This window comes from Streptomyces sp. NBC_00986, from assembly GCF_045162565.1.
Classification (GTDB): Bacteria; Actinomycetota; Actinomycetes; order Streptomycetales; family Streptomycetaceae; genus Streptomyces.
The window spans coordinates 1305636-1332262 of sequence record NZ_CP108733.1 but is presented as its reverse complement, the minus strand read 5'-3'; the positions used below and the strand labels follow the sequence as shown (position 1 = coordinate 1332262).

Annotated in this window: 25 protein-coding genes; 13 read left to right on the top strand and 12 right to left on the bottom strand. The window is 71.5% G+C overall.

Annotation, left to right across the window (positions count from 1 at the left end):
- Positions 1 to 7: 7 nt before the first annotated feature.
- Together OG504_RS05945 and OG504_RS05940 are read right to left on the bottom strand one after the other, a co-directional pair.
- The gene (locus tag OG504_RS05945) at positions 8 to 871 is read right to left on the bottom strand and encodes a fructosamine kinase family protein (RefSeq protein ID WP_405988757.1); all 864 of its coding nucleotides are present in this window, start codon (positions 869 to 871) and stop codon (positions 8 to 10) included.
- Positions 868 to 1434, bottom strand: a complete 567-nt coding sequence (locus tag OG504_RS05940) for an AAA family ATPase (RefSeq protein WP_405988756.1) — start codon at positions 1432 to 1434, stop codon at positions 868 to 870. Before OG504_RS05940 ends, OG504_RS05945 begins: the two co-directional genes overlap by 4 nt.
- Positions 1435 to 1571: 137 nt before the next feature.
- On the opposite strand from OG504_RS05940, the gene OG504_RS05935 reads away from it, so the two are divergent.
- The gene (locus OG504_RS05935; RefSeq protein ID WP_405988755.1) at positions 1572 to 2801 is read left to right on the top strand and encodes a PP2C family protein-serine/threonine phosphatase; all 1230 of its coding nucleotides are present in this window, start codon (positions 1572 to 1574) and stop codon (positions 2799 to 2801) included.
- Between the two features lie 4 nt (positions 2802 to 2805).
- Here OG504_RS05935 and OG504_RS05930 read toward each other — a convergent pair whose 3' ends face one another.
- From OG504_RS05930 to OG504_RS05920, 3 genes are read right to left on the bottom strand one after another with little or no spacing between them, the layout of a single operon-like run.
- A complete protein-coding gene (locus OG504_RS05930; RefSeq protein WP_405988754.1) occupies positions 2806 to 5751 on the bottom strand; it encodes a hypothetical protein in 2946 nt (981 codons plus the stop codon).
- Positions 5752 to 5754: 3 nt separating this feature from the next.
- Positions 5755 to 7005 carry a hypothetical protein gene (locus OG504_RS05925; protein ID WP_405988753.1) on the bottom strand — a complete coding sequence of 417 codons (1251 nt, stop codon included), beginning with the start codon at positions 7003 to 7005 and terminating at the stop codon, positions 5755 to 5757.
- Positions 7005 to 8393 carry a hypothetical protein gene (locus OG504_RS05920; protein ID WP_405988752.1) on the bottom strand — a complete coding sequence of 463 codons (1389 nt, stop codon included), beginning with the start codon at positions 8391 to 8393 and terminating at the stop codon, positions 7005 to 7007. Before OG504_RS05920 ends, OG504_RS05925 begins: the two co-directional genes overlap by 1 nt.
- A 126-nt stretch (positions 8394 to 8519) precedes the next feature.
- Between OG504_RS05920 and OG504_RS05915 the strand changes: the two genes are divergently transcribed.
- Genes OG504_RS05915 through mftR form a run of 3 tightly spaced genes read left to right on the top strand, consistent with a single transcriptional unit; the run spans position 8520 to position 11019 of the window.
- A complete protein-coding gene (locus OG504_RS05915; protein ID WP_405988751.1) occupies positions 8520 to 8942 on the top strand; it encodes a hypothetical protein in 423 nt (140 codons plus the stop codon).
- Positions 8939 to 10396: a hypothetical protein gene (locus OG504_RS05910; RefSeq protein ID WP_405988750.1), complete on the top strand. Its 1458-nt coding sequence runs from the start codon at positions 8939 to 8941 to the stop codon at positions 10394 to 10396. Before OG504_RS05915 ends, OG504_RS05910 begins: the two co-directional genes overlap by 4 nt.
- An 8-nt stretch (positions 10397 to 10404) precedes the next feature.
- Complete coding sequence (mftR, locus tag OG504_RS05905) at positions 10405 to 11019, top strand: mycofactocin system transcriptional regulator (protein WP_405988749.1); 615 nt, start codon at positions 10405 to 10407, stop codon at positions 11017 to 11019.
- A 6-nt stretch (positions 11020 to 11025) separates the two neighbouring features.
- On the opposite strand, the gene mftG is transcribed toward mftR, so the two are convergent.
- Positions 11026 to 12570 (bottom strand): mycofactocin system GMC family oxidoreductase MftG, encoded by a 1545-nt coding sequence (mftG, locus tag OG504_RS05900; protein ID WP_405988748.1) that lies wholly within the window; start codon positions 12568 to 12570, stop codon positions 11026 to 11028.
- A 134-nt stretch (positions 12571 to 12704) separates the two neighbouring features.
- On the opposite strand from mftG, the gene mftA reads away from it, so the two are divergent.
- The 6 genes from mftA to mftF are packed head-to-tail and all read left to right on the top strand — an operon-like array spanning position 12705 to position 17708.
- Positions 12705 to 12842 carry a mycofactocin precursor MftA gene (gene mftA, locus OG504_RS05895; protein ID WP_329551244.1) on the top strand — a complete coding sequence of 46 codons (138 nt, stop codon included), beginning with the start codon at positions 12705 to 12707 and terminating at the stop codon, positions 12840 to 12842.
- 9 nt (positions 12843 to 12851) lie between these two features.
- Complete coding sequence (mftB, locus tag OG504_RS05890) at positions 12852 to 13127, top strand: mycofactocin biosynthesis chaperone MftB (protein ID WP_405988747.1); 276 nt, start codon at positions 12852 to 12854, stop codon at positions 13125 to 13127.
- The gene (mftC, locus tag OG504_RS05885) at positions 13124 to 14338 is read left to right on the top strand and encodes a mycofactocin radical SAM maturase (RefSeq protein ID WP_405988746.1); all 1215 of its coding nucleotides are present in this window, start codon (positions 13124 to 13126) and stop codon (positions 14336 to 14338) included. The genes mftB and mftC overlap by 4 nt, the downstream gene beginning before the upstream one ends.
- A gap of 30 nt (positions 14339 to 14368) precedes the next feature.
- On the top strand, positions 14369 to 15559 hold the full coding sequence (gene mftD / locus OG504_RS05880) for a pre-mycofactocin synthase MftD (RefSeq protein WP_405988745.1): 1191 nt from the start codon (positions 14369 to 14371) through the stop codon (positions 15557 to 15559).
- Positions 15556 to 16326 (top strand): mycofactocin biosynthesis peptidyl-dipeptidase MftE, encoded by a 771-nt coding sequence (gene mftE, locus OG504_RS05875; RefSeq protein ID WP_405988744.1) that lies wholly within the window; start codon positions 15556 to 15558, stop codon positions 16324 to 16326. Before mftD ends, mftE begins: the two co-directional genes overlap by 4 nt.
- A complete protein-coding gene (gene mftF / locus OG504_RS05870) occupies positions 16323 to 17708 on the top strand; it encodes a mycofactocin biosynthesis glycosyltransferase MftF (protein ID WP_405988743.1) in 1386 nt (461 codons plus the stop codon). The genes mftE and mftF overlap by 4 nt, the downstream gene beginning before the upstream one ends.
- Positions 17709 to 17845: 137 nt before the next feature.
- Here the strand turns inward: mftF and OG504_RS05865 are convergent, their stop codons facing one another.
- Positions 17846 to 18541 carry a PASTA domain-containing protein gene (locus tag OG504_RS05865; RefSeq protein ID WP_405988742.1) on the bottom strand — a complete coding sequence of 232 codons (696 nt, stop codon included), beginning with the start codon at positions 18539 to 18541 and terminating at the stop codon, positions 17846 to 17848.
- A gap of 139 nt (positions 18542 to 18680) precedes the next feature.
- On the opposite strand from OG504_RS05865, the gene OG504_RS05860 reads away from it, so the two are divergent.
- Positions 18681 to 18854, top strand: a complete 174-nt coding sequence (locus OG504_RS05860) for a hypothetical protein (RefSeq protein ID WP_405988741.1) — start codon at positions 18681 to 18683, stop codon at positions 18852 to 18854.
- A 7-nt stretch (positions 18855 to 18861) separates the two neighbouring features.
- Here the strand turns inward: OG504_RS05860 and OG504_RS05855 are convergent, their stop codons facing one another.
- Positions 18862 to 20079 (bottom strand): prolyl oligopeptidase family serine peptidase, encoded by a 1218-nt coding sequence (locus OG504_RS05855; RefSeq protein WP_405988740.1) that lies wholly within the window; start codon positions 20077 to 20079, stop codon positions 18862 to 18864.
- 205 nt (positions 20080 to 20284) lie between these two features.
- Between OG504_RS05855 and OG504_RS05850 the strand changes: the two genes are divergently transcribed.
- Entirely contained in the window at positions 20285 to 20950 is a 666-nt protein-coding gene (locus OG504_RS05850) for a TetR/AcrR family transcriptional regulator (RefSeq protein ID WP_405988739.1), read from the top strand.
- A 30-nt stretch (positions 20951 to 20980) separates the two neighbouring features.
- On the opposite strand, the gene OG504_RS05845 is transcribed toward OG504_RS05850, so the two are convergent.
- From OG504_RS05845 to OG504_RS05835, 3 genes are read right to left on the bottom strand one after another with little or no spacing between them, the layout of a single operon-like run.
- Positions 20981 to 21739: an SDR family NAD(P)-dependent oxidoreductase gene (locus tag OG504_RS05845; RefSeq protein WP_405988738.1), complete on the bottom strand. Its 759-nt coding sequence runs from the start codon at positions 21737 to 21739 to the stop codon at positions 20981 to 20983.
- Positions 21740 to 21788: 49 nt separating this feature from the next.
- Complete coding sequence (locus OG504_RS05840) at positions 21789 to 22553, bottom strand: SDR family oxidoreductase (RefSeq protein WP_405988737.1); 765 nt, start codon at positions 22551 to 22553, stop codon at positions 21789 to 21791.
- Between the two features lie 23 nt (positions 22554 to 22576).
- Positions 22577 to 23701: an acyl-CoA dehydrogenase family protein gene (locus OG504_RS05835; RefSeq protein ID WP_405988736.1), complete on the bottom strand. Its 1125-nt coding sequence runs from the start codon at positions 23699 to 23701 to the stop codon at positions 22577 to 22579.
- Positions 23702 to 23854: 153 nt separating this feature from the next.
- Between OG504_RS05835 and OG504_RS05830 the strand changes: the two genes are divergently transcribed.
- Positions 23855 to 25027: a thiolase family protein gene (locus tag OG504_RS05830; RefSeq protein WP_405988735.1), complete on the top strand. Its 1173-nt coding sequence runs from the start codon at positions 23855 to 23857 to the stop codon at positions 25025 to 25027.
- A gap of 15 nt (positions 25028 to 25042) precedes the next feature.
- Here OG504_RS05830 and OG504_RS05825 read toward each other — a convergent pair whose 3' ends face one another.
- Positions 25043 to 26521, bottom strand: coding sequence for an aldehyde dehydrogenase family protein (locus OG504_RS05825; RefSeq protein ID WP_405988734.1), 1479 nt, complete (start codon positions 26519 to 26521; stop codon positions 25043 to 25045).
- Positions 26522 to 26627 lie beyond the last annotated feature (106 nt).

Sequence of the window (26627 nt, the reverse complement as noted above, 5' to 3'; positions counted from 1 at the left end):
CCCGGCATCATCCGGCCAGGGCCGCCCGCGCCACCGACATCGCCTGCTCGGCATAGCCGCGCCCGAACAGCACCACATGCACCAGCAGCGGAAACAGCTGATGCAGCCCGATGCGATCGGCCCAGCCGAAAGCGAGCGGTATCAACTCCCCGTAGCCGTCGAGCACTTCGGGCAGGTGCGGACAGCCGAAGAGGCGCAGCATCGCCAGGTCGGTCTCCCGGTGTCCGCCGTGCGCGGCCGGATCGATGAGCCAGACGTGTCCGTCGGCGCCCCAGAGCACGTTCCCGTTCCACAGGTCACCGTGCAGCCGCGCGGGCGGCTCGGCGGGACCGGCGAGTCGGGGCAGCCGCTCGCATACCTGCTCGATCACGGTCGCCTCGGTGGGCCGGATGGTGCCCGTGTCCACCGCGCGCCGCAGATACGGCAACACCCGTTGCTCGGCATACCAGTTGGGCCAGTCGGCGCCGGGCACGTTGCGCATCGGGGCGAGCCCGATGTACGCGTCCGTGGGACCGCCGGGCGGCGGTGAACCGAAGGCCGGTGCGCCGGAGGCGTGCAGGGCGGCCAGGTCGCGGCCGAACCGGACGGCGGCTCGCGCACTCGGCGGGCCGGTGCGGACGAGATCGGTGACCAGCCAGTGCTCGTCCCGCCCGCGCACCGTCGGGACACGGACCGCCCCGGCGTCCGCCAGCCACCGCAGCCCCGCCGCCTCGGCCCGCACCGCCCCCGGCGCCTCGTCACCCTTGACCACCACCAACTGCCCGCCGTCGAGGGCGACTTCGGTGACAGCCCCGGACAACGGACGCTCACCGGTCACAGCGCACCCGGTCAGCCGGCCCGCGGCGGCACCCGCACTCTCGCCGTCGATCACGATGCCGGTGTGCGGGCGGGAGCCGGGCCGACGTGCGCGCACGGCGAGGCGCAGAGCCCGGACTCGTGCAGCACCCGGTCGACCGTCCCCTCCAGCGGGCTCGTCGCCGGGACCACCGTCTCGACACCACCGGGCAGCAGGTCCAACGGCTGGTACCACTCCCGGAGTTGCTCCTCGGTGACCTCGTCGGCGATGGGCTTCGTGGCGTGCCGGGCCAGGGTCTCCTCGAACGGCACGTCGAGGTAGTAGCAGTGCGTGCGGCCCGGATGGTCGGCGAGCAGACCGGTCAGCATCTCGCCGTAGTGGGGGACGTGGAGGATGCCTTCCAGCACGGTGTGGAAGCCGTTCGCCAGTGCGTGCCGGACGGTCAGGTCGATCAGGCCGATGTTCGCGCCGCCGGGGATGTCGCGCTCGCGCAGCACCTCGCGCCGGAGGACGTCCTGACGGACCAGGGCGATCCCGCGGCCGTACCGCTCACGCAGACCGGTGGCCACCGAACTCTTGCCGGAGGCGCTGTTGCCGCGCAGCGTGATCAGTCGGGTGGGGGAGGAGGGCGTTGTCACCGGGGCACCCTACCCACCCAGTGGCACTGAGTGACCGGGTGAACGCAAAGTGCCCCCTGAGTCACACCCGGTCTGCTTATATCGGTCTGCTTATATCGTGGGAAAATGGTGTGATAGCGGCGATTGGTGGCAGGGCCATGACGGACGCGAAGATCGACTACGCGGCGGTGTTCCAGGGACTGCCCGGCATGGTGGCCCTGCTGACACTCGACCTGGTGTACGCGGACGCCAACGAGGAGTTCCTCCGCATGTCCGGCCGCACCCGCGAGCAGGTCGTCGGACGCTTCCTCTTCGACGTCTTCCCCGACAACCCGAACGACCCGGCCGCCACCGGCATGCGCAACCTGGAGACCTCGCTGCGCCGCGTCATAGCCACCGGCGAACGCGACACCATGGCCCTCCAGCGCTACGACGTCGAGTCGACGCAGTGCCCCGGCCAGTGGGACCAGCGCTACTGGAGCCCGGTCAACGCCCCCGTGCTCGGCCCGGACGGCAAGGTCGTCCTCCTCGTCCACCGGGTTGAGGAGGTCACCGAACTGATCCGTGCCCGCGGCGGCTCAGGCAGCGGCCGCACCCGTGTCCTGGAGGCCGAGCTGTACACCCGCGCCCGCGAACTCCAGGAGGTCAACGAACGCCTGCGCGGCGCCCACGCCCGCGAACGCGAGGTCGCCCTGGCCCTGCAGGAGGCGATGCTGCCCACCCGCCGCCAGGGCGCCGGCCATCAGATCGCCGTGCGCTACCGCCCCGCCGTCGGCACCCTGAACGTCTGCGGCGACTGGTACGACGTCGTCGACCTGGTCGGCGGTAACCGCATCGGCGTCTCCGTCGGGGACATCGTCGGCCACGGCCTGGCCGCCGCCGGCGTCATGGGCCAGCTGCGCAGCGCCCTGAGCGCCACCTCCCGGGTCGCGGACGGCCCGGCCGAGGCGCTCGACGTCCTGGGCCGCTACGCCAACGTGGTCGACGGCGCCGAGTCCGCCACGGTGGTCACGACCTTCGTCGACTTCGACCGGCACACCATCACTTACAGCAGCGCCGGACACCCACCGCCCGCCCTGGTCCACCCCGACGGCAGCGTGGAACTCCTCGACCGGGCCACCGACCCGCCGCTCGACGCCCGCCCCGACCCGATACCCCGACCGCAGGCCACCACCACGTTCTCCCGCGGCTCCACCCTGGTCCTCTACACCGACGGCCTGATCGAACGCCGCCGCGAGGACATCGACAAGGGCCTGGCCCGCCTCGCCGACTCCATGGTCCACCACCGGAACGCCGACCCCGAATCTCTCGCGGACGCCGTACTCCTCGAACTCCTCCCGCACGGGGGCGCCACCGACGACACGGCCCTGATCGTCGTGCGGCTCTGACCCGTCACACCACGACGCAGGTCATGGCCGCCCACAACAGGGGCGAGTGCTCGATACGGCCGTCCGCGCGCCAGCGGTCGAGCTGCTCGCGCTGCCAGCCGCCGAGGCTCCGCACGGGGTCCTCGTCCTCGTGCGCCGTGTCCACGGCGACGATCGCCTCCGACAACGGCCGTACGGACTCCGGCAGTCGAGCCAGCCGGTGGAACGCGAAACTGGTCGGCAGGACCCAGCGGGTCGCGGTGACGAGCTCGGCGCCGTTGTACAGCATCGCCGTCGCCAGGCCGAACGACTCGGCGAACCGCAGATCGCCCCCGCTCTCGCAGCCGATGAGGGCGACACGGGGCGGCGCGGGCCAGATCAGCGCGCCCGGTTCCCCGTCCGCGCGCAGGGGGAGCGAGCCCAGCAGCAAGTCCTTGGCGGAGAGCGGCCGGTGGGTACGGAGCGGCTCGGCGAGGCCGGAGGCGCCCGCGTCGCAGCACAGGTGCAGGGCGCCGTCCTCGCTCTGCCCGCCCTCGACCGGCGCACCGCTCACATGCCCGACGTACATCAGCCTGCGGGCGCCCCTGCGGAGCACACCGCTCAGCCAGTCCCGGTCCAGGTCCGTGCGGCGGAAGGCTTCCACGGGGGTCGCGACGGACGGTACGACGGCGCCCGCGTCGAGGCGGGCCCGGACCAGGGACAACAACTCCGGGTCGGAGCCGGGCGGTCCCAGCACCGAGCCGAGCGGGGAGTCGGCGCGGAAGCCGGGGACACGGGGGTCCAGGACGAGAACGACCGGGCCGGTGCCGGTGTTCTGTGCTGGTGCGGGCGCCGGCTTCCGTGGCCGCAACGACGCCGGTGCGGTGGTCACGACATCCGCGAGGTCGATGAGCCGTACGTCGGTCCCGTCGTCGACGGCGAGCAGTTCCCAGGGGACCTGGGCGACCCGGGGCGAGGGCTGGATCCGTACGAGGGGACGGCCCGCCCGTTCCGCCACCTGGCGTATCTGCGCGGTCAGTTGCTCCGGCCACAGGGCCTCGGCCAGCGTTCGCGCGAGTCGGCGCTCGCTTCCCTGCTGGGCCAGCGCGCCCTCGTCGAACGCCCGCCGCATGCCCTCCGCTCCGTCACCCGCTCCCGGCAGTGCGTCGGTCAACTCCCTTACGGCCTGGTCAACTTCGTCACGTGGCCCCTGACCGGTACCGAACCCCCGTGCTCCGCCCGCCCACGTCCAGGTCATGAACAGGTCGCCTGCGTCGGCCAGTCGGATCTGGACCACCGGCCGGCTCGTCAGGTCGTCGGTGATCCAGAACGGCACCGCTTCCTCGTGCGCGATCCGCCGGTGATAGCGGAATTCGGCCGCCGCGATGTACTCCTGGAGCGCGACACGGCCCGGGCCCGACTGCGCCGCCATCCGCACCTTCGGCGGCGGCGCCACCCGCAGGCCGACCGAGGCGGCGGCCTCCGCCGCGACACCGCCGAGCGTCATCGCGCCCTCGGCGTGCTCGTGGTGCGCGTACGACTTCATGGCCGCACTCGGGAAGACCGACGCGGGGTCTTCGACCGGCTCGGCGGCGGGCGGTGTGCGGTCCAGGGCCAACGAGGCGCCCGCGCAACGGTGTTCGGCCAGTTCGAAGAGCAGACCCTGGTCCTGTCGGCGCATCACGAGACGGAACACCAACTGCATGGCCTCGTCCGCGAGTTCGAGCCACTGGCTGCGGGCATGGGCGGTCGCGAAGTCGTAGCGCGCCGCCTCCAGGGCCAGCGCGGCGGGCAGGGCGAAGGAGAGCGCGGTGTCGATGGACTCCCGCTCGTGACCGCCGTGATCGGTCCGGTGCAGGTTGTCCTCAAGCGTGCGGGCGAGCATGAGGTCGACCTGCGCGCACCGCTCGTACACCTCCCGCTCCTGGTACACGTCCCGGGCTTCCTGCGCCAGCCGCTTCATCTCCTCGATGTCGCCCCGGTCGTACGCGTGTTGGGCGCCGAGCAGCATGGTGTCCGCGGCGGCGATCGAGGCGCCGAGCCGCTCGAACCGGGACAGGCTCGCCGCCAGCAGCTCCTCCGCGCCGAGGGCGTCGCCACGCCGACCGGCGAGAAAGGCACGGGCCTGCTCGCAGACAGCCAGATCGCCGTACCACCGCTGCCCCTCGAAGAACGCGGACGCCTCCGCGAACAGCCGCTCCGCGAGGTGGAGTTCACCCTGGTGCATCGCCGCGTACGCCCGGTGCGCGAGCAGCGTCCGCTCCCCACCGATGTCGCCGATCACCCGGAAGCGGTCCTCCGCGCGGGCGAAGTAGTCCTCGGCAGGATCGAACCGCCCGGTCGAGGAGCAGATCAGTCCGAGGGCGACCAGGAGCCGCGGGACGGTCTCCACCGCGGTCGTCGGTGTGGTCGACAGCAGCGCCGACGCCTGGTCCTCGGCCGCGCCCCACTCACCCCTGTCCATGAGCAAGTGCACGCGGTTCAGGCCGAGTTCGGAGGTGCGCAGTCCGTCGGGGTCGTCGAACTCGGGCAGCCTGACCGCCGCTTCGTCGAGACAGGCCAGCGCCTCGTCCAGGCGCCCGGTCCTGCGCAGGAGATCGGCTCCGGCGATCAGCGTGCGCAGCAGCACCTCCAGCCACAGTTGACGGCCGCGCGGCCCCATCGGTGCCGAGGCGATGTCGTCGAGCAGGGCACGGGACCGCTTGTTGGTGTCCTCAGCCCCGGCCAGATCCGTCGCGGCGAGGTGGACACTCGTGAGGTCGGCCAGCAGATGCGCCCGCAGGAACCGCACGTCGGGGGAGTCCTCGATGGACTCGGCCAGGGTGAGCAACTCCTCGTAGACAGCGACCGCGGCGGCGAGATCGGCGGCCAGGTGAAGGCGCTCGGCCTGAGCGAAGCCGCTGTCGAACGGCTCACCGTAGAGTCGCGTCACCACGTGGTCCGTGGTGGTGTCCACCCCGTTGTTCACCGCGTTGTCTTCCTCGTCCGGCATCCGTCAGTAGTCCTCATCGGTGGTGGCGGCGGCGATCTCGGCGAGGAACGGCCCGGAAGTCCCGTCGTGCGCCGGTGAGTTGGGCGCGTCGGGCTGCGCCGCCGCCGCGAGGCGTCGCCGGATCAGCGCGCGGATCGAGTCGCGGTCGGCGGCGCCTTCGGGACCGGGCCCCGGGTCGAACCCGGGTAGCAGCACACCGAGTTGGATACGCGGCTGCGTCTCTCCGGCGGGGAGGTCCAGGTCCGCCCGGCCGGTCCACGCGTCGACCCGTCTGGAGAGGGGCACCCGGTTCCGGGGACCGTCGTTCACCCGGACCTCCGCCGCGAGGGGTACGGCGGTGACAGGGGCCGCGATGTGCGCGACGACCTCGACCTCGATCTGCCGTCGGGCGCCGAGTGCGCGGGCGGTCCAGGACACCGCGGTCTCGGAGGCGTCGACGAAGCCGGGCGGGTAGCGGCGCCAGTCGTTGGTCCCCGAGCCCCGCGCGATCAACCGGCCGCCCGTGACGAGCGGTTCGCCCGCGGCCAGGGCGTAGTCGTTGGGCTGCCCGAACAGCGTGACAGGATCGACCGGAGTGCCGTCCGGCCGACGGGGCTGAGTCAGGGACGACCGAAGGCGGCGCAGCGCCGCCCCGTCCAACCCGGCGCCGTCCGCCGCGTCGTCGACCGACCGCAGAACGCTCCCCAGGTGGCGTGCCGTGTCCGTCGACGGCGGTGTGGCGAGCCACCACTGGATCAACGGGTCGAGTGCGGCTCGGTGGTCACCGATCAACTCGGCGGCGCTGTCGTCGGGTTGATCGTCATCGTCGTCGAACAACTGCTGGCACTCGTGCGTCAGCGCGGCCAACTCCAGCCCGAGCATGTCCGGCTGGAGCGCGGGAATCCCGTCGAGGTGTGAGGCAGGCCACCACCGCGCCGCCCAGTGCCCGAAGCCGAGCCGGGCGGCACGGCCCGCGAGCGGAGTCAGGTCCGCGGGTACCCGCACATCGGCCAACTCGCCTGTCACGCAGGCGTGCACGGCACCGGCGCCGCGCTCGCCGTAGACCGCCCACAGCCATTGCTGCGCACGCGCCGCGTCATGTATTTCCGTCATGGGCAGTCCCGGGCTCCCGAGGACAGGCCAGGTCAGCACCGCTCCGGCGACATCGAGAACCGCACGGGTGAAGTCGGGAGCGCCGACAGGACCGGCGGTGCCTACTCGGATCGTGCCGTCGTCACCGCGCACGACATGGACGTCGACAGAGCCCCGCGCCATCACGCACTCCTCGACTCGGCCGCCTCGGCCACGACAGCGGGAGGCGCCGCCGCTGCCGTCAACGCCCGCAGCGCGGCCCGGACCCGGGCGCGGTGGTCCATCATCACCGAGCGGGCGACCCCGTCGAGCACCGCCCAGGCCGACGCGGCATCCGCGAGCGGCGCGTCGCGGACGTCCCGCCCGTGCAACCGCACCCAGAGCCGCCGCATATAGGCGGTCCAGGGCGTACGGAGATCCTGGGCGAGGGCTTCCAATACCCCGCTGTCCGGATCAGGGTGCGGCGAGACAGTCATCCGGCGGGCGCGAAGGACCGAAGCCTCCCTGCGCCAACGGCTGTTGACGGCCCGGTGCGCGGACGTTCGGCCCGGCCCGGGCTCCCGTATGCCCAACGGGTCGAGCCCGACCGCGAGTTGACCGCCGAGCAGGACGGCGACGCGCAGGGTCTCGTCGTACAGACCGAGCGGAGCGCAACTGCGGCCGACCTCCCGCCCGACGAGTTCCGGCACTGTGGGCAGTTCCTCGCGTCGAGCCGACGACTGGAGCACGACGAAGAGCCGCTCGAGGAGCGTGCGGTCCAGCGGTGCGGGCAGGGTGGCCGTCGAGGCGGCCCGGCCGACCCGCGGCCGTGGCGGCAACTCCCGTTCCGTCAGGCCGAGATGGGCCGGAAGTTCGTCGCGACCCCAGACCCCGCTCGCGTGCACCCACAGGGCCCGGCCGAGCAGCTCACCGAGTCCCGCCTCGACCATGGACATGTACGATGCTGAATCCCTCGGTCCCTCCGCCCCACCGCAGGCCTCCAGAACCTCACCCGCGAGCGCGACCGCGGCGGCCGTATCGGCGGTCGGAGTGAGCTGACGCCCCTCCCACGCGACGCCCAACTCCGTCTCCAGCCGGGCGTATTGAGCGGTATCCGTGAGATAGCGCTTCAGCGTGTCCACCGTACGACCGCCGTCCGCGTCCGCGACGTCCTCGACGACAGCCCTGGCCAACGGCCCCGCGTCGGCGCCCGGTTCGCCATGTTCGGCGGCCAGTTCGTAGCACCGCTGGAAGTACAGATCCTGGGGGTTGCCCGCCACGACGCCCAGCGCGCGCCGGGTCCGTTTGAGCAGGGTGAACCACTGGGCCGTAGCGACAAGGCGCCCACCGGACTCCCGTATCAGCGCGTCGAGGCGCGCGGCCGGTTCCGGTGCGAGGAAGTCCGCCGCGAGTTCGGGATGCAGGGCCGGCCTGACGATCAACGGCAGGACGATCAGCTTGACCGTGCGGGTCAGCGGGGCGCCGCCGGGGCCGCTCAGCGATTCCAGCCCCGGCCCGAGGGCGCGCCACGCGCCGTCGATGACCATGGCGCGCGGTCGGCGCGCGCCGGTCGGCTGGCTGGGAAGCGGCATGTCAGGAGGGTACGTCGTCCGAGATCGGGTGGACGAACCTGGGATCGGTAGGCGCCCCGAGCCACCTAGCGTCCACAGGGACAGCGGGAAACACGGGAATCCACCCGACCAGAAGGAGCAGCCGTCATGGGAATCTTCGGGCGCCGCAAGAGCCGCGAGGAGCGGGCCGCCGAGATCGCGGGCCAGGTGGCAAGCGGCAAGGGCTTCTACGGCCGAACCACCCGCGCGTTCCTCGGCAACGAGGACTACGCCAGGGTCCAGCAGTCGATCGGCGCGTACAACTCGGGCCTCGGAGTGCAGCAGTTGCTCGCCGCGGGAGCGCCGACCACGACCGCCGTCGTCGTGTCGATCGCCGACACCGGCCAACTGGTCAACCGCGACCCGGTGGTCGACCTGGTCGTGCAGCCGACCGGCAGTACCGACCGGATCACCCTCCGGACCATCGTCTCCAAGCTGCGGATACCCCGCGCCGAAGACCGGGTCCTGCTGGTGGCCGACCCCGCCCAGCCCGGGAGCTACCTCTACGCCGGGGACGGCGTGGCTCCGTGACGAGGACCCCGTGCCCCGTGCTCCAGGGGGTTCCGGCGACCGCGGAGATCACCGACCTGACCGACTTCGACGAGGAGGAGGGCCACATGCGCAGTCATACGCGTGTGTTCGTGGGCAATCTGCTGTTCATCGCGGTCTGTTGTTCGGCGGCCCCGTTCTTCCTCCTCGTCGGGTACTCCGCCTGGAGCGAATATCCCGGCTGGGGCTGGCCGGCGATGGTGTTCGCCTTCGGGCTGGCCGGCACGGTGATGATCCCCGTGCCGGCGTTCGTCAGCACGCGCCAGGAATTTCCCCGGATCACGCGCAGGGACCGGGTGAAGGGCGCGAGCGACCGGTACCGGTGGCCGGACGACACCTTCGTGATGTGGGCGCCTCGGTCCGAACAGTGTTCCGCGCAGGGGCAGTTGGTACGGGCGGACGTAATGGAGGCGTCACTGGCCCGGTACCACCCCGACGGCGAGTCGACCTTCACGACCCACTACGGCGACTACACGCCCGACGAGTTCACGCCGCTGATCAGGCTGAGGCTGCGGGTGCACGACGCCGAGGAGTTCGAGGTGACGGGGGAGTGGCGGGTGCCGTCCCTGTGCCTCTCGGCGATCACGGCGGGACGTCTGGTCGTCCTCGTCGACGGGCCGGCCGATCCGGGGGCTCGACGAACCGTCACCCCCAACTGGCCGCGCAGCGCCCTGCTCGCGGGCACGAGAACCTGCCGGGTGATCGACCTCGAAGGCCGAACGGCCGAGGTGACACGGCGAGTTGGCCGCCAGCTCCAGCAGATGCGGATCTCCCGGGAGGCCGGAGGCGTCGTCATGAGCGGCGACACGATCGACCTCCGGCGCCTGCACCCGGACACGGCCGCACGCTACGCCGCCCTGGCCGTCCGGGACCGCGCCGCCCCCGAGGAACAGGCGCCGGTGAGCGAACCGGGTGAGGAAGCCCGCCGCCTCGCCGACCAACTCCCCGGTGAGAAGGCCGCGTTCGGCTCGGTCGGCCGACGCTGGTCGCGCCGGGGCGGTGTTCTGGTGCGCGGCCGATTCCTGGAGATGCGCGCACGGACCACCTTCCAGGACCACGGCCCTGTCCTCGACACGGTCCTGCGCATCCAACCGGCCGACGGCACACCCCCGTTCGACGCCGCCCGGCGGCTGACGGTACCGATGGACTACCTGACGGTCCTGCACCGCACCAAGGACGTCGTCCTCACCGTCAGCCCGAACGGCGTCTCGTACGACGTCGACTGGGCCCGCACCAGCCTCCTCGCGGGCGTCACCGCGGCCAAGGTCATCACCCCGGACGGCCGTGAACTCCCGCTGGCGGAACGCCCCGACACGGTCTGGGTCCTGATGAACCTGCTGGCCTCCCACGGCCTCTCGAACCCCAGCCCCGTCCTCGATCTGCGCAGTCGGCGGATGAGAGCGGCGGCGGGCATCCTGATGGACGCGTGTGCATGATGTGCGCTGTGGACGGTGAGAACGGACAGCGACAGACCAGGACGGGCCGACCGCCCGCGACCTCGCGGGCCGCACTCGAGCGGGTGGGATTCGAGCTGTTCGCTCGGCAGGGATTCGACCGGACGACCGTCGACGACATCGCCACTGCGGCAGGCATCGGCCGCCGGACCTTCTTCCGCTACTTCGCCTCCAAGAACGACCTGGTGTGGGGCGACTTCGAGGCCGAACTGGTCAAACTGGACGGCTTGTTGGCGGCGGCCGACGCGGCCGTCCCGATGATGGACGCGCTGCGTGGCGCGGTCGTCGAGTTCAATCGCTTCGACCCGGCGGCGGTGCCCTGGCACCGGCAGCGCATGGCGCTCATCCTGCGGGTCCCGACGCTGCAGGCCGACTCGACCGTGCGCTACGCCTCATGGCGCACCCTGGTCACGGAGTTCGCCGCACGGCGCACGGGGGCGCTGTCCTCGGACCTGCTGCCCCGGTTGATCGGCCACACCGTCCTCGCCGCGTGCGTCGCCGCGTACGAACACTGGCTGGCGGACGAACAGGTGGTCCTGGGCGACCTGTTGGACCAGAGCCTGCGGCAACTCGCGGCCGGCTTCGACGGCCCGGCCATTCCCTGAACCGGGTCACGGCAGGTCACGTCGCATGGCGTCGGCGACGAGCTCACCGACGAGCACGGCGGTGGCCGCCGGGCCGCGCGACGGCGGAGTCGGCAGGATCGACGTGTCCGCGACGCGCAGCCCGACGACACCGTGCACGCGCCCGTAGTGGTCGACGGCCGCGCCCGGATCGCCGACGGGGCCCATGGGCACCGTGCCGCAGGTGTGGTGCGAGGTGCCGAGGTGCGCCTCGACCCAGCGGTCGAGCAGCCGGTCGTCCGCCAGCACCTCCGGCCCCGGCTCCACGAGCCCGCGGGACACCTCCTCGAACGCGTCGGTGGCGATCAACGCGGCCGTGGCACGGGCGACTTCACGCAGGCGCCGTCGGTCCTCGGCGGTCTCCAGATAGCCGTAGTCGATACGAGGGGGAATCGTCGCGTCGGCGGAACGCGTCCGCAGCCGTCCGCCGAGCCGGGGCGTCAGGACAGACGCCAGAAACGCGAACGGTGCGCCGGGCACGGTCACCGTTCCGCCGATCAGGCCCGCCATGGGGACGAGCGACTGGAGGATCTCCAGATCGCCGGGGTGCCCGCCGTCCGACGAGGACAGGTGGAGGCAGCCACCGAGCCAGGAGTCCGCGGGCGCGGGCATCGGCCGTCGGGGCTGCCACTCCAGCACCAGCTGCGGATGGTCGCCGAACCGGGCTCCTACGGCGGGGGAGTGCACGGCCACCGCGATGCCCAGGCGCTCCAACACGTCGCCCGGTCCGATGCCCGACAGGTGCAACAGCTGGGGGGAGCGGAACGCCCCGGCGCACAGCACGACTTCACCGCACTCCAGAGTCGTACGACGCCCGTCGCGCTCGACGACCACGCCGGTCGCCCGGCCGTGCTCGACGAGGACTCCGAGGACCGAACTCCCGCCCTCCACTGCGAGATTGGGCCGATCGAGGGCGTCCAGGAGGTAGCAGACGCCGGTGTTGGCGCGTGTCCCGTCCACTGAGTTGGACGGCACCGGCCCGAACCCGGGCGCGCCCTGGGCGTTCTTGTCAGGCTCCTCGGGATACCCCAACTCCCGCGCGGCCGACCGGAATGCCGCGGCGGCAGGGTGCCGCAGACCCGCCCGCCGGATCCGCACCGGACCATCGCCCCCGTGCACCGCGTCGGCGCCGTGGTCGAGATCGGACTCCAGCGAGCGCAGCAACGGAAGCACCCGCTCGTACGACCACGCTGCGCCTCCTACGGCCGACCAGCGCTCGAAGTCCTCGCGCCGAGCCCGCACGAAGTAGCCGCCGTTGACCGTGGTCGACCCGCCCAGAAAGCGCCCCCGCACGACCGTGTACGGACGACGCGGCGTGAGACGGACCGCGTACGACTGGACGGCGGGATGCCCGGGCCGCGCGCCCGGCACGATGCGCGCGTCCAGCAACTCACTTGTATAGGCAGCCTGTTGACGCGGCACGGGTCCCGCCTCCAGCACCAGCACGCTGCGGTCGGAGTCCTCGCTGAGCCGTGCGGCCAGCGGGGCGCCGCTGCCTCCCGCCCCGACGACGATGACGTCCGGGCGCCTCAACCGGACCCCGGAACGGGCGTAGACCGACCGGTCGAAAGAATCATGACGACCCCTCTTCACTTTCGGCACCGGGTGCCATTACTGTCGACCGCGCAGTCGCCCGGATGCCCAGCCGGATGCCCAGGGAGAGTCGCATGAACGAACTCAGGTCCGTACCGACCGTCCCGGCCAACGAGAACGCGGCCGAAGAGCCCGTCACGGAACAGCAGTTGATCGAGGCCGACGACCTCATCGAGGAGATCTCCATCGACGGCATGTGCGGCGTCTACTAGGCCGCCCGCATGACCGCGCAGACCCTCGACCTCGCTCTCGGCCTGCACCCTCAGGTCTCGGTGCGGCCCGAACCGTTCGGGGCGCTCCTCTACCACTTCGGGACCCGCAGACTGACGTTCCTCAAGGACCGCAGACTGCTCGCCGTCGTCGAGTCCCTCGCGGACGCTCCCACCGCCCGCGACGCCTGCCTGGCGGCCGGTGTCGAGGAGGTCGAACTACCGCGCTACGGAAAGGCGTTGGCCGCACTCGCCGAGTCGTCGATGCTCGTCGGAAGGACCCCATGACCGCCACCGCCGGCACTACACGGCTCGTCGACCTCTTCGAGTCCGGACTCGACGCGCCGATCTGCCTCACCTGGGAACTGACCTACGCCTGCAACCTCGCCTGCACCCACTGCCTCTCCAGCTCCGGCCGCCGCGACCCGCGCGAGCTGAGCACCGCCGAAGCCAAGGCGGTCATCGACGAGTTGGAGGCCATGCAGGTCTTCTATGTCAACATCGGCGGCGGCGAGCCCACCGTCCGCGCCGACTTCTGGGAACTCCTCGACTACGCCACCGCCCACCACGTCGGCGTGAAGTTCTCCACCAACGGCGTCCGCATCACCCCCGAAGCCGCCCGCCGACTCGCCGCCAACGACTACGTGGACGTCCAGATCTCCCTCGACGGCGCGACCGCCGACGTCAACGACGCGGTACGCGGCGCCGGTTCGTACGCGACGGCGCTACGGGCGATGGAGAACCTCGCCGCCGCCGGTATGCGCACCTTCAAGCTCTCCGTGGTCTGCACCCGCCACAACATCCCCCAACTCGACGCGTTCCAGGCACTCGCCGACCACTACGGCGCCCAACTCCGCCTGACCCGGCTGCGTCCCTCCGGCCGCGGAGCCGACGTCTGGGACGACCTCCACCCGACCGCGGCACAGCAACGCGAGCTGTACGACTGGCTGTTGGCCCACGGCGACAACGTACTGACCGGAGACTCCTTCTTCCACCTCTCCGCCTACGGTGAACCGCTCCCCGGCCTCAATCTGTGCGGTGCCGGACGCGTCGTCTGCCTGATCGACCCGGTAGGCGACGTCTACGCCTGCCCGTTCGCCATCCACGACGAGTTCCTCGCCGGCACCGTCCGCGCACCCGGTGGCTTCACCGAGGTGTGGCGCGGCTCGGAACTGTTCGCGCGACTGCGCACCCCGCAGCACGGCGGAGCCTGTGCCTCCTGCGCGTTCTACGACACCTGCAAGGGCGGCTGCATGGCCGCCAAGTTCTTCACCGGACTGCCCTTGGACGGCCCCGACCCCGAGTGCGTGCAGGGGTACGGCGAACAGCAACTCGCCCAGCGCGCCAAGGGCGGTGGGGACCTCCCCAAGCCGTCCGCCGACCACTCCCGGCGACGCCCCGTGGACCTCGTCCTGACCCGACGCAGCGACCTGGAACGGCCCCCGGTCGGTGAGTGCGCCGAGGACCCGCTGGCCGGACTGCGCCTCGACCGGCCGTAGCCGAACAGTACAAACGAAGGGACGCGGCACATGGGCAGGAACCCCTGGTTCGAGACGGTCGCCGAAGCTCAGCGCCGGGCGAGGAAACGCCTGCCGAGCACGGTGTACGGAGCGCTCGTCGCGGGCTCGGAACGTGGCCGTACGATCGACGACAACACGGCGGCATTCGCCCAACTGGGCTTTGCTCCCAGGGTCGTTGGCCATCAGGCGGAACGCGATCTGTCCACGACCGTGCTCGGAGTGCCCACCACCCTCCCCGTGCTCATCTCGCCGACCGGTGTGCAGGCCGTGGACCCCGAGGGCGAGGTCGCCGTGGCCCGGGCGGCGGCGAGCCGGGGCGTCGTCATGGGGTTGAGTTCCTTTGCCGGCAAGCCGGTTGAGGAAGTCGCCGCCGCTCAGCCGGACTTCTTCTACCAGCTGTACTGGAGCGGCACGCGCGCGACGATGACGCAGCGCATGGACCGGGCCAGGGCGGCCGGTGCCAAAGCCCTCATCGTCACCCTCGACTGGTCCTTCTCCCACGGGCGGGACTGGGGGAGCCCGGCCATCCCCGACAAGCTCGACCTGAAGACGATGCTGCGGTTCGCGCCCGATGTGCTGCCCCACCCCGGTTGGCTGCTCCGGTTCGCCAAGTCCCGTCGCCTGCCCGACCTTTCGGTCCCCAACCTGCGGCCCCCGGGTGGCGAGGCCCCCACCTTCTTCGGCGCCTACGGCGAGTGGATGCAGACCACACCCCCGACCTGGGAGGACGTGGCGTGGCTCCGCAAGGAGTGGGGCGGACCCTTCCTGCTCAAGGGAGTCACCCGCGTCGACGACGCCAAGCGCGCCGTCGACGCCGGAGTGACCGCCCTGTCCGTCTCCAACCACGGCGGCAACAACCTCGACACCACCCCCGCCACCATCCGGGTACTCCCCGCGATCGCGGACGCGGTCGGCGCGCAGATCGAAGTGCTCCTCGACGGCGGTGTGCGGCGGGGCGGCGACGTGGCCAAGGCCCTCGCGCTCGGTGCCCGCGCCGTCCTGATCGGGCGCGCGTATCTCTGGGGCCTGGCGGCGAACGGGCAGGCCGGCGTCGAGAATGTCCTGGACATCCTCCGCGGCGGCCTCGACTCGGCGGTGCTGGGCCTCGGGCACTCCTCCGTCCGCGAGTTGACGCCCGACGACCTGGTCGTACCCCCGGGCTTCTCCCTCGTCCTGGGCCGCGACGCCCCGGCCGCGTGAGCACGGTGCGAAACGACCCGGCGACCGAACTCGCCCACACCGCCTGGCCGTTCGTGCCGTCCGGCGCACTGGTCCTGCTGCCCATCGGGTCCACCGAACAGCACGGCCCGCATCTGCCGCTCGACACGGACAGTGTCATCGCCGACGCCGTCGCACGGCGAGCGGCAACTGCCTTCCCCGGGACGCTCGTTGCGCCGACGCTTCGCTACGGCGCCAGCGGCGAGCACGCGGGCTTCCCCGGAACCGTCTCGATCGGTCACGAAGCGCTGCGGATGGTACTGGTGGAGGCCGTGCGCTCGCTGACGCTGTGGGCCGGACGGATCGTCCTGGTCAACGGCCACGGCGGCAACACCGCCACCCTCGACACCGCCGTACGCCTGCTGCGCACCGAAGGCCACGACGTGGCCTGGACCGGCTGCGCCGTCCCCGGAGGCGACGCCCACGCCGGGCGTACCGAGACCTCGGTGATGCTCCATCTCGCCCCGGATCAGGTGTGGTTGGACGCGGCGGTCGCCGGTGACACCCGGCCGCTGGCCGCCCTGCTCCCGGACCTGATGGCCCATGGCGTCCGCGCCGTTTCCCCCTCCGGTGTCCTCGGCGACCCGACCGGCGCCTCGGCGGCGGAGGGGCACCGGGCGACGGACGCGATGGTGTCGGCTGTCGTCCGCCGGATCACCGCCTGGACCGCGGACGGCCGGGGCCGGCTCACTGAGCCCGAACACCCGCCCGCCGTACGGGAGTTGGACCCTCAGGTGGCCCGGCCATGACGCTGCCCGTCGGCTTCCTGGTCCGACTCGACCGGCACACACGGGTCGTGGACGGCGGCCGGGCTCTCGTCGGCGGCTTCCCGACCCGGCTGATCCGGCTGACCCCGCGGGCCCAACGGCTGCTCACGGGGCGGACGTTGCGGGTGCGCGACGCGGCGAGCTCGCTGCTCGCGGACCGACTGCTCGACCTCGGCATGGCCAACCCCGTCGTCGGCTCGCTGCCCCCGCCCGCCGATCCTCGATACACGGTGGTCGTGCCGGTCCGCGACCGCCCGCGTCAACTCGCCCGTCTGCTCAGCAGTGTCGGCCAGGACCGTCCCGTGATCGTGGTCGACGACGCGTCCCGGCACCCGAAGGCCGTCGCCGCCGTAGCCGCCGAACACGGAGCCGTGCTCGTCTCCCTGACCACGAACCTCGGACCGGCCGGCGCCCGCAACGCGGGACTCCGGCTCGTCACGACCCCCTTCGTGGTGTTCGCCGACTCCGACATCGTGCTCGCCCCCGACACCGTGCCCACCCTCCTCCGGCACTTCGCCGACCCGGCCGTCGCTCTGGCCGTACCTCGCATCACCGGGCTGTCCTCACCCGATCCGACCTGGATCGAACGGTACGAGAACGCCCGCTCCTCGCTCGACCTGGGCGCCCACCCGGCCGGAGTGCGGCCGGGGAGTCCTGTCTCGTGGGCCTCCACGGCATGTGTCGTAGCGCGCGTGGATGCCTTGGCCGACGGCTTCGACGAACGGATGCGGGTCGGCGAGGACGTCGACCTGTGCTGGCGGCTGATCGAACAGGGCCGACGGCTGCGCTACGAGCCGGCCGCCGAGGCGGCACACGAACACCGGGCACGGCTCGACGACTGGCTCCTGCGCAAGGCCGTCTACGGCACCGGTGCGCAGCCCCTCGCCGAACGCCACCCGCGGTTCATCGCCCCGGCCGTGTTCGCCCCCTGGAGCGCGGCACTCCTCACCGCGCTGCTCGCCCAGCGCAGGTGGTCGGTGCCCGTCGCGGGGGCTGTCCTGGCGGGCGTCACCCTGAGAATCGGCCGCCGGATCGAGGGTATCCAGCACCCCCACCGCCTGGCCGCGCGGCTCACGGTCAACGGAGCCCTGGCCGCTCTGGCCCAGACCTCGGCCCTGCTCAACCGGCACTGGTGGCCGCTCACGGCCGTGGGCTGCGTGGCGTCCCGCCGCGTGCGCAGGGCCGCGGCGGTGGCCGCGCTGGCCGACATCGCCCTCGAATACCGGCGCGACCGGGCCCCTCTCGACCCGGTCCGCTACGGCGTCGCGCGCCGCCTCGACGACCTCGCCTATGGGGCCGGCGTGTGGCTGTCCGCCCTCAAGGGCCGCTCCACCGCGGCGCTGCTGCCTCGGATCACCCGCTGATTCCTTGGTCCTGGCGTGGTTTTCGTGGCGCTCGGCCGGCACCTCCGGCGGGCGGGTCACGGAAGGGGTGCCCGAAAGTGGTCCTCTCGGGTGTCACCGGCCGCCCGGCCGCTCGCCTGCGGCGTCGGCGGGTGCCGCTACGGACACGACTCCCCGAACTTCACCGCGGAGAACTCCACCGGCTGCCCGCTCAGCTTCGTCCCGGCAGGCGGCTTCTGCGAGCACACCTGCCAGTTGGACTCCAGGAGGACGTAACGCCCTTTGCCGGAGGCGTCCTTGACCGTGATCGACGTGCTGGAGCGGAGCGCGTCGCGGGCCGTGTTCACCGACTTCCCCTTGAAGTCCGGCATCGTCGCGCCGGCCGCAGTGGGCGCGGACCGGTCCTTCGCCGGGCAGGTCTCGTCCGACTTCACGGCGCCGAAGTCGAGTTGGGTGTCCGTGGACGCGGTTGTGCCGGCCTTCACGTTCTGGGAGCAGACCTTCCAGTCCCGGTCGAGGATCTGGTGGCGGTCACGGCCGAGCGAGTCATGGGACTTGAGGCTGTAGAAGCCCTGCTTCTGGGCGGCGTCCTGCGCGGACTGAAGACCCATGCCGACGAAGTGGGGGACGGTCCTGGTCGTGCCTCCGGTCTTGGCGTTGCTGCCCGTGTCGGTGGCCGTGGCGGTCGAACTACCCCCTGCGCCGGTGGTGTTGTGACATGCGGTACCGAGGCCGCCGATGACGAGAATGCCCGCGGTGACTCCACCGACGAGCTTCCAGTCGCGCTTCTTCCTCGGAGGTGATCCGGCTGCCCATGACGGCCGACCTGGTGGCGTAAATACGGAGTTGGACACGGTACGCCCCTGATGTGTGGATGAAGGGACACTGTGTCAGACGCGGAGGCCAGGCCGCACGCTGCGTGACGAACCGTGACAGGTTTCCGGACGGCGTCCGGCAACGGCAGAGCGGGCGGATGGACGCCGTACTCGACGCATGCGTCCCGACGAGCCCGAACTGCCCGATGTCGATGAGGAGATACATCGCTTCGTCGCCCTTGCCCGCGAGGTCCACCGCGCCGCCGACGTCGTGATCCTCGAAGGACCGGCCTCCCTCGTGAAAGCCACCGAGCGAGTTGCCGATGTCTCAGTCTTCGGCAACTCCGGCTGATTCTCGGCTACTTGAGGTGCTGCCCCAGGAAGTCGACGATGTGGCCCATCGTCTCCTGGGTGGACCAGGGCAGGGAGGCCGTGGTGTCGCCGGTGAAGGACAGGTCGCCGTGGCCGGCGCCGGTGAGGACGTAGCGGATGCTGTCGATGCCCTTGGCGCGCAGTGCCGTGTGGAGGTTCAGGGTCTCGCTGGGTGAGACCAGGTTGTCGGCGCTGCCGTGGAAGATGACGAAGGGCGCGGTCCTGGGGCTGATGTGCGTGGCCGGGTCGGCGGCCGCGACCTCGCTGGTGCGGTCCGCGATCGACTTCTTGGTGCCGGGGCCGTAGACCCATTGGGCGGCGCTGTTGCCCGCCGCGTAGTTGGCCTTCTGGGCTGCCGTGTCGTAGTCGGCCGCGAGCTCGGAGAGGTCGGCCGGGCCGAACTCGTCGACCACGCCCTGCACTTCACTGCTCTGGTCGAGGTTGTCGCCGACGTCGAAGGACTTCTCCCCGTTGGTGGCGCCGGTCATCGCCGCCAGGTAGCCGCCCGCGGACTGCCCCCATACGGCGACCTGGTCGGCGTCGATGGAGTACGTGTCCGCGTTGGCGCGGAGGTACCGGATCGCGGACTTCACATCGGCGACGGCGTCCTTGTACGTGGCGCCGTCCTTGGTGGTGCGGTACTGGACGCTGGCCACGACGTAACCCTGGTCGGCCACGTAGGTGCGCTGATCCAGGTTGGCGGTGCGGTCCGCCATGACGAACCCGCCGCCGGTCAGGTAGATGACCAGGGGCTTCTTACCCGATGTGGATGTGGGCACCTGGATGTCCAGCTTCAGGTCGCTCTTCCTGCCGTCGGTGGTCGGTGAGGAGTACGTGATGTCGTGCGTGGTGGTGATCCCGGAGGTGGCGCACCGGATCTGCGCACCCTTGGGGTCGATCACCGTGCTGGTGCTGGTGTCCGACTTCCTGATGGTCTTGGCCACGGTGAAGCCTCCCGCGTTGCCCGACGGCATTCCGGTGGGCGTTCCGGCGCCGGCCCCGGCGGTGGCGTCGGCCGTCCCCGTGGGGCAGGTGGCCGTCTGCGCACTGGGGCTGGACGTACTGCCGGCCGAGTCGGCGCCGCCCGAGGAGCAGGCGACCAGGGCCAGTCCCGCGGTGATGGCGACCGTGACGGCGGCGCCGCCCCTCCGCCGGCCTGCCCGCGTCTTCCCTTGAGGTGCCGCCTTCTCTCCGTGCATGTCCATGTCCTCGTCTCCCGCTGACGCTAGGTGGTAAACGGAGATCTAATCTCCGGTTTGGTGCTGCCACCGTAACACCAAACGGAGATGTCTTCTCCGTTTAACTCTCCGGAGTGATCGCGGCGGGTCGAACCTGATCAAGGGGTGCCCAGCTCGCGCCGTTACGATGAACCGGACGATCCGACATCATCCGGAAGGCGTGACGACTGGCATGGCGGAGCTCGCTGAACCCGGCAGACCGCCGCTGCGGCGCGACGCCGAGCTGAACCGCCGCCGTCTGATGACCGCCGCCCGCGAGGTGTTCCGCGACCGGGGTCTGGCCGCGACCCTCGACGACGTCGCCCGCCACGCGGGGCTGGGTGTGGGGACGGCCTACCGGCACTTCTCCAACAAGGAGGAGCTGGTCGACGCGGTCTTCGAGGACATGATCGACCAGGTCGAGGTGTCCGCCCGGGAAGCCGCCGCCGATCCCGACCCGTGGCACGGGCTGGCGTCCAGCCTGGAGAAGGTGTGCGAACTCCAGGCGCACGACCGGGGGCTGCGCGAGGTCATGCTCGGCACCGGCAAGGCCGCCCAGCGGCACGCTCTCGTCGACCGGCGGATCAAGCCCCTGGTCGATCCGCTGATCGAGCGCGCAAAGGAGCAGGGGGCACTGCGCCCCGACGTGGAACACCTGGATCTCCCGATGATCCAGCTGATGGTGGCCGCGATCACCGACCAGACCGGAGAGCCCGGCCTGTGGCGCCGCTACCTGCGCCTGCTGCTGGACGGCATGCGCACCCAGCCGGCCGGGACCGAACTGCTGCCCCCCGCCCCCGAGTTCCGCGGCATCGGAGTGGCCGCGGATCCCGCGGGGGAGAAGCCGCCCCGTCCCTGAAGCCGGCCGACGAGAACGCGGCCCGGGACGCTAGACCGAGAGCGCGAACCCGCCCGTCACCCGCAAGGTCTCACCCGTGATGAACGAAGCCTTCGACGAGACCAGATACAGCAGCGCCTCGACGATGTCCTGTTCCTCGCCCTCCCGTTGGAGGATCTGCTCGCCCAGCACCCGCTTCGCCTCGGCCTCGGACAGTTCGGCCCGGACCGTGTCGGTGAAGATCAGGCCCGGGGCGATCGCGTTGACGCGGATGCCGTCGGCGGCGAACTCGCGCGCGAAGGACACGGTCAGCCCCCGTACGGCGAGTTTGGAGACGCCGTAGATGCTGCGGTTCGCGTAGGCCGCCGACGAGGAGATGTTGACGATGGCGGCACCGGCGCGGCCCTGCATGGCCTTCCGTGCCGCGAGGGAGCAGATGACGACGCCCATGACGTTCACGTCGAGGACGCGCCGCACGTTGGCGAGGCCGAGTTCGGTGAACGGCCGGTTGTAAGCGGCGTGCAGGCCCGCGTTGTTGACCAGGATGTCCAGTCCGCCGTGCCGTTCGGCGACCTCGCCGACGACCGCCTCGACCGCGGTCTCGTCGGCCACGTCACAGGTCACCCCCGTCACGCTGCGGCCCGCGGCGGTGAGTTCGGCCGCGGCGGCCTCCGCCGCGGCCCCGTCGATGTCCGCGAGCACGACGTGCGCACCCCGCGCCGACAGAGCCGCGCCGAACGCCTTGCCGAACCCGCGCCCGCCCCCGGTGATTAACGCGACCTTGCCGTGGTGCTCGTCCTGTTCCGGCATTACGGATGCTCCCGTCGTCGTCCTGGTTCCAACCGGCGCCCCGCACCGGTCACTTGGGGCCGAACCGCTGTCCCGCGTCGAGCCGCAGACACTGGCCGTTCAGCATCGGGTTGTCGACGATGGCGAGCGCGAGCTTGGCGTACTCCTCGGGGCGGCCCAGGCGTTTGGGGAACGCCGCGTCCCTGACCAGGGCAGCCCGTACCTCGTCCGGGATCTTCTCGACGGCGCCCGTGTCGAACAGGCTGGGCGCGATGGCCAGGACGCGGATGCCGAGCGAGCCGAGGTCGCGCGCCATGGTGAGACACATCCCGGCGACGGCGGCCTTCGCGGCTCCATAGGCGACCTGGCCGACCTGCCCCTCGAAGGCGGCGATCGACGACGTGTTGATGATGACACCGCGCTCGCCGTCCGGTTCCTCGGGCTCGTTGCGGCTCATGTGCGCGGCGGCGAGCCGGCTGATGTTGAAGGTCGCGACGGTGTTGAGGTCGAGGATCCGGCGGAAGGTGTCGAGGTCGTGCGGCCCGTTCCTGCCGAGCGTCCGCTTCGCCGTACCGCCGCCCGCGGTCGTGATCGAGACGTGCAGGCCGCCGAGCGATTCGACGGCGCCGGCCAGCGCGCTCTCCGTCGCCTCGAAGTCGGTGACGTCGACCGGCTGGAAACGCCCGCCCAGTGCCGCCGCGACCTCCGCACCGGCCGACGCCGGACGATCGAGTACGACGATCTCGGCGCCGCGCGCCGCGAACAACTCCGCGCAGGCCCGGCCCATTCCGGAGGCCCCGCCGAACACCACGGCCTTCTTGCCCTTGATCTCCATCGGTCGATTGCCTCTCGCTCGGTTCAGGCGGACACGGACGACCCCTGAAGGAGGGTGCAGAGCCGGTCGCGATGGACGGCCGTGTCCCCGTACAGCACCCGGTCGGCCCTGGCCCGGCGCAGGTGGAGATGCAGGTCGTGCTCCCAGGTGAAGCCGATGCCGCCGTGCAACTGCAGTGCCCGCGCGGCGACTTCACCGGTACCGGCCGTGGCGTAGGAGGCGGCGGCACAGGCCGCGCGGGCGGCGTCGTCGGTGCCGGCATCGGCGGCCATCGCCGCGTAGTACGTCGCGGCCCGCGTGCCGTGCACGAGCAGTGCCATGTCGGCGCAGGCGTGCTTGACGGCCTGGAAAGTTCCGATCGGCCGCCCGAACTGCACCCTGCTGCAGGTGTGTTCGACGGTCAGTTCCAGCATCCGCTCCATCACGCCGAGCGCGTCGGCGCACCGCAGGACGGACGCCTCGTCGAGCAGGGCCTGGATGTCGGCCGGCCCGCCTTCGAGACGGGCGTCGAGCGGCACGCGTACGGCGTCCAGGCGGACCTCGTGGAACGCGCGGGTCGAATCCAGGACGCGCTGACGCCGGACGGTGACACCGGGGGCCGCGCGGTCGACGAGGAAGGACGCCGGTTCGCCCTCGTGGCGCGCGGTGACCAGCAGCCAGCGGGCGCCACCGGCATCCTGCACCACGGTCTTCACGCCGTCCAGGACGGCCCCGTTCCCGTCCGTACGGGCGGTCGCGCGGATCCCGTCGAGGGTCCAGGCAGCGTGCGGTTCGGCGAAGGCCCAGGTGGCCCAGCCCTCTCCGGCGGCGAGCGCGGGCAGCACCTCGTCGCGCAGCCGCTCGGAACCGCCGTAGGCGATCGCCCGGCCGACGACCGCCGTCGGCAGGAACGGGCCCCGGCCGAGCGCGCGTCCGATCTCCTCGGCGACCAGGGCGAGTTCGACCAGTCCCTGGCCGGACCCGCCGTACTCCTCGGGCAGGGCGAGACCGGGCCAGCCGAGGCCGGAGGTCAGCCGCCAGAGCTCGGGGTCGACGTCCTCGGAGCTGTCCATCGACGCTCGGACGACGGCGATCGGGGCCCGGTCGGACAGCAGGTCGCGCGAGGCCCCGCGCAGCATGGCCTGCTCCTCGCTGAGCTCGAAGTTCACCAGCCACCACCCGTTCCGCGGCAGACAGACGGTAGATCGACGACAGATCCACGGCATGAAGAAGGTATCCTCTTTTAGGTGATCGGTCGAGATCCTAGGGAGCCTTTCGGTGGTTCTCCCGTGCTGACTGCCTAGTTGAGTATCATCAATTGCATGACTGATGCCGTTCTGCTCGCCGCCTGCCGCACCGCGATCGGTACCGCCCGGAGGGGAACGCTGCGTGACACCAGCGCCTTCGACCTCGCCACCGTCGTCGTGCGCGAGGCGGTGCGACGCTCGGGACTGCCCCTCGACCTGATCGACGATGTCGTCCTCGGTGAGACCCTGGCCGGTGGCGGGGACATCGCCCGCTACGCGGCACTCGAAGCCGGGCTGACCCATGTGCCGGGCCTCGCGCACAACCGGCACTGCGCCTCGGGACTGTCGAGCGTGGCGACCGCCGCCGCGGGCGTACGCGCCGGAATGGACCGCGCGGTCGTCGCGGGCGGAACACAGTCCTCGTCCACCGCACCGGTGGTCCGGCGCCGGATTCCGGGCACCGACGACTGGCAGGACCCCTGGATGTCGCCCTCGCACGTGCCGACCCGTGAGGCGCCCAACGACGACATGGCCACCCTCGTCGGGTGGAACACGGCCCGGCTGACCGGCATCTCCCGTCAGGAGATGGACAGTTGGGCGCTGCGCTCGCACCAGCGGGCCGTGCGGGCGATCGACGGGGGACGGTTCGCCGAGGAGATCGTCCCGGTCGAGATCACCGGCCGGGACGGGACGAAATCCGTGTTCGACACCGACGAGCACCCTCGGCGCGACACCAGCATCGAGAAGCTCGCGGCGCTGAAGGTGCTGCACCCCGAGATCGATGGCTACTCCATCACCGCGGGCAACTCCAGTGGGGTGAACGACGGTTCGGCCGCGGTCGTCGTCGCCTCCGCCGAGGTCGCCGCCGAGCACGGGCTCGTGCCGCTCGCCACCGTACGGTCGTGGGCGAGCGTCGGCGTCGACCCCGTCGAGACGGGACTGGCCCCGATCGCCGCCATCCGCAAGGCACTTGACCGCGCCGGGCTGCGGATCGAGGACGTCGACCTGTTCGAGGTCAACGAGGCGTTCGCCGCTGTGGCCGTCGCCACCACCCGGGAACTGGGCCTCGACCCGGAGCGGGTCAATCCCTTCGGCAGCGGATGCAGCCTCGGACATCCGATCGCCACCACCGGCGCGCGCATGGTCGTCACCCTCGCGCACGAGCTGCGGCGCCGCGGGGGAGGGACGGCGGTCGCGGCCATGTGCGCGGGTGGCGGGATGGGATCGGCGATGGTGCTCACCGCGTGACACGCGGGACGGGACTCAGCGCGCGGCCCAACTGACCGTCTTCGTCTGCAGATACTCGTCGAGCCCGAACTCGCCCCACTCGCGGCCGAGTCCACTCTGTTTGTAACCCCCGAAGGCGGCCCGGGGGTTCACCCCCGCGCTGCCGCCGTTGATCGTGACACCGCCGGTCCGCAGCCGGGTCGCCATGTCGTACGCGGCCACCGTGTCCGCGCTCCAGACGGCACCGCCCAGCCCGTACGGACTGTCGTTGGCGATGTGCACCGCCTCCTCGTCCGTGCGGAACGGGATGACGACGCCGACCGGCCCGAAGAACTCCGTCCGGGCGACAGTCATCGCGTTGTCCACGGCGGCGAGGAGCGTGGGTTCCAGGAAGTAGCCCTTGTCGAGACCGGCCGGGCGCCCGCCGCCGCGGACGATACGGGCGCCCTCCTCCTCGCCGACCTGGATCAGCTTCTCGACCTTGTCCCGCTGGGCCGCGCTGATCAACGGCCCCATCGTGGTGGCCGGGTCGGCGGGGTCGCCGACCCTGACATCGGCCAGGGCCGCGCTCAGCCGGTCGACCAGCTCGTCGTGGACCGACTCGTGCACCAGCGTGCGCGTCAGCAGCGAACAGCCCTGTCCCGCATGGGTGGTCATGCCCGCGAGCGCGGAGCGGACGGCACCGTCGAGATCGCCGTCGGCGCGGACGATGTTGGCGGACTTGCCGCCCAGTTCCAGGACGACCTTCTTCATGGAGGCGGCGGCCTGGGCGTACACCATGCGGCCCACCGTGTCCGACCCGGTGAAGCTGACGAGGTCCACCATCGGGTGGGTGGTCAGCTCCCGGCCGGCCTCGACATCGCCGGTCACGATGTTCAGCACGCCCGGCGGCAGCCCGGCCGCGTCGGCGAAGTCGCCGAGCAGCAGCGAGCCGAGCGGCGTCTGGGGCGCCGGTTTCAGTACGACGGTGCAGCCCGCGGCGAGCGCGGGGATCACCTTCATCATGCTGAGGAAGAACGGGAAGTTGTATGCCGGGATCAGCGCGCACACCCCGAACGCCTCGCGCCGCAGCACTCCTTGGGAGATGCCGATGCCCGGCGCGACCGTAGGATCCATCGGGCGTTCCCACGCGAAGGCCGGGATCACCCGCTCGGCCATGTCCCGCAGATGTGCCACCGGAACCCGGGTCTGCAGCGTCTCCGCCAGCGCCCGCACCGAACCCGCCTCGGCCATGTTGACGGCGACGAGTTCGGGCAGCCGCCGCTCCAGCTCCTCCGCCATGCGCAGCAGGACCGCGCCCCGCTCGGCGGGCCTCATCCGCGGCCACGGCCCCTCGTCGAAGGCCCGCCGCGCCGCTTCCACCGCCCGTCGCACATCCGCGAGCGAGGAGTCGGGAACCTCGGTGAGGGTCTCCTCCGTCGCCGGATTGCGTACGACGATCCGCGCGTCCGCGGTGCCGTCGGTGTGCCGCCCGTCGATGTAGAGCCGCGAAGAGAACGCGTACGTCGTCGTCATGTGCCGTCTCCTCATCAGTGTGTCCCGTGTTGAGTGTACTGAATTAAGGGGGTCGGGTCAGGAGTGCGCGTCTTTTATTGACTCGACCGGTCGGTACAGCTAACTT

Excerpts from the sequence above, each read along its gene's own strand:
- OG504_RS05920 (WP_405988752.1), bottom strand. The coding sequence starts at position 8,393 with ATGCCGCTTCCCAGCCAGCCGACCGGCGCGCGCCGACCGCGCGCCATG.
- OG504_RS05840 (WP_405988737.1), bottom strand. The coding sequence starts at position 22,553 with ATGGAGATCAAGGGCAAGAAGGCCGTGGTGTTCGGCGGGGCCTCCGGA.
- mftB (WP_405988747.1), top strand. The coding sequence starts at position 12,852 with ATGACCGCGCAGACCCTCGACCTCGCTCTCGGCCTGCACCCTCAGGTC.
- OG504_RS05925 (WP_405988753.1), bottom strand. The coding sequence starts at position 7,005 with ATGGCGCGGGGCTCTGTCGACGTCCATGTCGTGCGCGGTGACGACGGC.
- OG504_RS05860 (WP_405988741.1), top strand. The coding sequence starts at position 18,681 with ATGCGTCCCGACGAGCCCGAACTGCCCGATGTCGATGAGGAGATACAT.
- mftF (WP_405988743.1), top strand. The coding sequence starts at position 16,323 with ATGACGCTGCCCGTCGGCTTCCTGGTCCGACTCGACCGGCACACACGG.
- OG504_RS05845 (WP_405988738.1), bottom strand. The coding sequence starts at position 21,739 with ATGCCGGAACAGGACGAGCACCACGGCAAGGTCGCGTTAATCACCGGG.
- OG504_RS05935 (WP_405988755.1), top strand. The coding sequence starts at position 1,572 with ATGACGGACGCGAAGATCGACTACGCGGCGGTGTTCCAGGGACTGCCC.
- mftD (WP_405988745.1), top strand. The coding sequence starts at position 14,369 with ATGGGCAGGAACCCCTGGTTCGAGACGGTCGCCGAAGCTCAGCGCCGG.
- mftC (WP_405988746.1), top strand. The coding sequence starts at position 13,124 with ATGACCGCCACCGCCGGCACTACACGGCTCGTCGACCTCTTCGAGTCC.
- OG504_RS05850 (WP_405988739.1), top strand. The coding sequence starts at position 20,285 with ATGGCGGAGCTCGCTGAACCCGGCAGACCGCCGCTGCGGCGCGACGCC.
- mftA (WP_329551244.1), top strand. The coding sequence starts at position 12,705 with ATGAACGAACTCAGGTCCGTACCGACCGTCCCGGCCAACGAGAACGCG.
- OG504_RS05855 (WP_405988740.1), bottom strand. The coding sequence starts at position 20,079 with ATGGACATGCACGGAGAGAAGGCGGCACCTCAAGGGAAGACGCGGGCA.
- OG504_RS05915 (WP_405988751.1), top strand. The coding sequence starts at position 8,520 with ATGGGAATCTTCGGGCGCCGCAAGAGCCGCGAGGAGCGGGCCGCCGAG.
- OG504_RS05825 (WP_405988734.1), bottom strand. The coding sequence starts at position 26,521 with ATGACGACGACGTACGCGTTCTCTTCGCGGCTCTACATCGACGGGCGG.
- OG504_RS05830 (WP_405988735.1), top strand. The coding sequence starts at position 23,855 with ATGACTGATGCCGTTCTGCTCGCCGCCTGCCGCACCGCGATCGGTACC.
- OG504_RS05930 (WP_405988754.1), bottom strand. The coding sequence starts at position 5,751 with ATGCCGGACGAGGAAGACAACGCGGTGAACAACGGGGTGGACACCACC.